This window comes from Flavobacteriales bacterium (assembly GCA_013214975.1).
Taxonomy (GTDB): Bacteria; Bacteroidota; Bacteroidia; order DT-38; family DT-38; genus DT-38.
In genome coordinates this window covers 1-3,800 of sequence record JABSPR010000310.1, presented here as the reverse complement: position 1 = coordinate 3,800, position 3,800 = coordinate 1, and the positions used below count along the sequence as shown (strand labels likewise).

Annotated in this window: 3 protein-coding genes; 2 read left to right on the top strand and 1 reads right to left on the bottom strand. The window is 34.3% G+C overall.

The genetic code is table 11. The annotated features are described in order from the left end of the window. Window positions 1-787, top strand: a 787-nt coding sequence (locus HRT72_09925; GenBank protein NQY68024.1) for a ComEC/Rec2 family competence protein, incomplete at its 5' end; no start/stop codon positions are given. 1 nt (window position 788) lies between these two features. Here the strand turns inward: HRT72_09925 and HRT72_09920 are convergent. Further along, window positions 789-1,562: a hypothetical protein gene (locus HRT72_09920; GenBank protein ID NQY68023.1), complete on the bottom strand. Its 774-nt coding sequence runs from the start codon at window positions 1,560-1,562 to the stop codon at window positions 789-791. Window positions 1,563-1,725: 163 nt separating this feature from the next. Here HRT72_09920 and HRT72_09915 point away from each other — a divergent pair. Then, window positions 1,726-3,800, top strand: a 2,075-nt coding sequence (locus HRT72_09915; GenBank protein NQY68022.1) for an amino acid permease, incomplete at its 3' end; no start/stop codon positions are given.

The following is a 3,800-nucleotide window of genomic DNA, read 5'->3' as shown; positions in this document are numbered from 1 at the left end:
ATTGCATGTGGGTATAATTTATTTGATCCTAACTAAGTTGCTTCAGTTTATGCTCGGAAGGACTAATCGGTATTACGTCTATGGAATAATTCTTCTAGTAACCTTATGGTTTTATGCAGCAATCACAGGATTTTCAGCGTCTATTTGCAGAGCTACAACAATGTTTAGTCTTGTTATTATAGGAGATAATTTAAATCGACAAGTAAATATTTATAATTCTATTTTGGCTTCTGCTTTTATACTATTACTGACAGATCCATTTTGGATATTTGATGTAGGGTTTCAACTGTCTTATATCGCAGTATTAGGAATAGTTACCTTTCAGCCGAGTATCGAAAAGTGGCTTAGTTTTAAGAATACTGTCTTAAAGTATATGTGGTCAATATCAGCCGTATCTATAGCAGCGCAAATAAGTACTTTCCCTTTATCCGTTTTCTATTTCCATCAATTTCCTATATATTTTTTACTTTCAAATTTGATAGTAATTCCTATAGTTGGGGTGGTCTTAATTCTATGTCTGTTTTTTTTGAGCACCTATTATATTCCTCTAATAGGGATTACAATAAGTAACGTACTACTGGTATTGGTTAAGGGATTAAATCAATATGTTGCATGGGTAAATGTTATTCCCGGAGCCACAATAGAAAACATTTCTATCACAATCAATCAATGCATATTAATGTATGCAATGCTAATTTGCTTTTATATTTACTTCGTAACTAGAAGATCCGATTGCTTAATAATAGGATTAGTTACTTTGCTTTTCGCTTTAGGTTCAGCGCTATAAGTTATTTACTATTTGCTATCTGGTATTTTTCGTAAGCAATATTTCTTTTTTCAATAGCTGGTCCGATTGTATTGAAAAGATTGTCGGTAGCTTCTTTTGCCAAATCTCTTAGAGGTCTAATTTCTTCTTTCTCATAAAGGTTTGTAATGTCGAACTCAAATTGAGTATCTGAAATGGCATCATGGGCAACTTTATACATTTTTTTTCCAACCTTATCATATGCTTTAATTCTAATTCTAACTTGAACCTTTGTAGTCGCCCATTTATCAATTTGTTTTACTCTCGACAAACCATAATCGAGGGCAATAATTATTATTGCTGTTTGTGATTCAAAAACCTTCTTTGCTTTTATGATAGGTCCTTTGCCCATTTCGCTAATTTCAACGTACCCTTCAGGAGCAATTTTGGGTTGTTTGAATTTATTTGTTTTTGCTTCCGAAACAATTCTGTTGTCATAGCCTGAAGTAGATAAAACAGTCTCCTCTGGTAGTAGGTTAAAAGGTAACTTACCTAAAGAGCCATCCATTAATCTATCATGAACTTGAAGCATCAAGGTTTCATAATTGAATATATTAGTCTGTGTTAGTTTGTTGAAGTTTTCCTGTATGCCACTAAAACCGGTAGTTAAGAACTCTTTGTGGAAATAAATAGATACAATTGCAGCATCTTCAATTTTAATCTCTTTCTTACTGTTAGAAGCATTCTCTGTAGTCCATCCCATTGTTAAGAAAGTTACAGAAAAAATAATTGCTATTGTTGTTAATCTATTAAGCATTGCTTTAGTTTTATGATGAGTAAAATTGAGTGTCAAAAATACATTTTTAATTTATTTCAGTTAGATAATTATGAATCTGAAACTAGAACAAAATTATTTTAAGTTGAGCATACAGATTCATATTCAAGGTTTAATAATTTAAACAATCGCATTTACAAACAACATGCCAGATAATTCCAAAGTAATGGGTTCAGTGCCTGTCTTTATGACGGCCATCTCAACAATACTTGGCGCCATCCTTTTTTTACGGTTTGGCTATGCTGTTGGGAATCTTGGTTTCTTAGGTACACTGGTTGTTATTCTGATAGGTCACCTTGTTACAATTCCTACTGCATTGGCAGTTGCGGAAATAGCAACTAACCAAAAAGTAGAAGGAGGCGGAGCATATTACATTATTTCTAGGTCATTTGGTTTAACAGTTGGTGCTGCTATTGGTATAACCTTGTTTCTATCACAGGCAATCAGTGTTGCGTTTTATGTAATTGCATTTGCAGAAGCTTTTGAGCCTGTTATCAATTGGTTATATAATGAATATGGGTTTGTGCTTACAAAGAAAATGGTAAGTCTTCCCCTTATGGGGGGCTTAACCTTGCTTATGTTAACGAAAGGTGCAAACGTTGGTATGAAAACTCTTTACCTCGTTATCGCAATATTGTTTGTTTCACTTCTTATGTTTTTTATGGGAGACAATCCCGAATATAGTGGCGAATTTAATTGGACAGAAAAGGTTTATAGTCCAGATGGTTTCTTTGATGTTTTTATTATCATATTCCCAGCATTTACAGGAATTGCAGCAGGATTAGGTCTCTCAGGAGATTTGAAAAATCCGTCTATTTCTATTCCGCGTGGAACACTATGGGCTACTGTTGCAGGGGTAATTGTGTATATCGCCGTGGCGTATAAGCTAGCCACTTCAGCATCAGTGTACGATTTAGCAAACGATCAGATGATAATGAGTAAAATAGCTATTTGGGGACCAATAATTCCAATAGGATTAGCTGCTGCTGCTTTTTCTTCTGCTTTGGGTTCGGTTATTATCGCCCCAAGAACGTTGCAAGCTTTAGGAGTAGATAGAGTTTTTTCATCTGGATTTAGTAGGTGGATTTCTAAGGGGAAGCGATCAAACGATGAGCCTGTAAATGGTGTTTACATAACATGTGCAATTGGATTCTTCTTTATTTGTATTGGAGATATAAACTTTGTCGCACAAATTATATCTATGTTTTTCATGGTTACCTATGGAGCCATTTGCTTGGTTTCTTTCTTGGAGCATTTTGCTGCGGATCCAGCATATAGACCAACTTTTAGATCAAGATGGTACATTTCTTTGTTTGGAGCTTTACTTAGTTTATGGTTAATGTTTGAAATGCATTGGATCTATGCTTCTTTGGCAGTTTCTATAATGTTTTCGATCTATCTATGGATTCAATATACGCAACCGGATAGGCGGGGAGTGGTGAAGTTATTTAGGGGTGTTATTTTTCAATTAAGTAAGGAAATGAGGGTGTTCTTACAGAAACGTGATGCTTTAGAAGATGAAGCGATGTATTGGCGTCCATCTGTGATTTGTATTTCAAGTGTATCGTTTAAGCGTAATGCGGCTTTCGAATTCGTATCGTTGATTTCTCATAAATATGGTTTTGGGACCTATATCCATCATATTGAAGGTTATTTAAATGAAGAGACAAGTCATAAAGCAAAGGAGACATTAGCGAAATTGAGAACGATTTCAGAAGGAGCAAATAGTAAAGTTTTCTTGAATACTATTGTTAGTCCATCGTACACATCTGCAATTGCACAAGCGATTCAATTACCTGGAGTTAGTGGGAAAGATAATAATATGATTCTGTTTGAATATTCGGATTCGGAACCTGAAATGCTAGATGTAATTGCATCTAATTATGATTTACTAAGTGTAACACAGTTTGATATTTGTGTTTTGCGCTGTACGGAAAGAAACTTTGGAAGTAAAAAAGAAATTCATGTTTGGTCTTCCACCAACGATTATGAGAATTCAAATTTGATGATTTTATTGGCATACATTATTCTCGGTCATCCAGCTTGGAAGAATGCACAAATAAAACTCTTTAGTATATACCCAGAAGGGGATAAGAAAGATGCCATAGAAAGATTATCAGAAATGATTGGTTCAGGCAGATTGCCTATTTCATTATCTAATATCGAGTTGATACCACAGAATAAAGAGAATTTCAATGAAATTGAAATCAAGAAAATCAT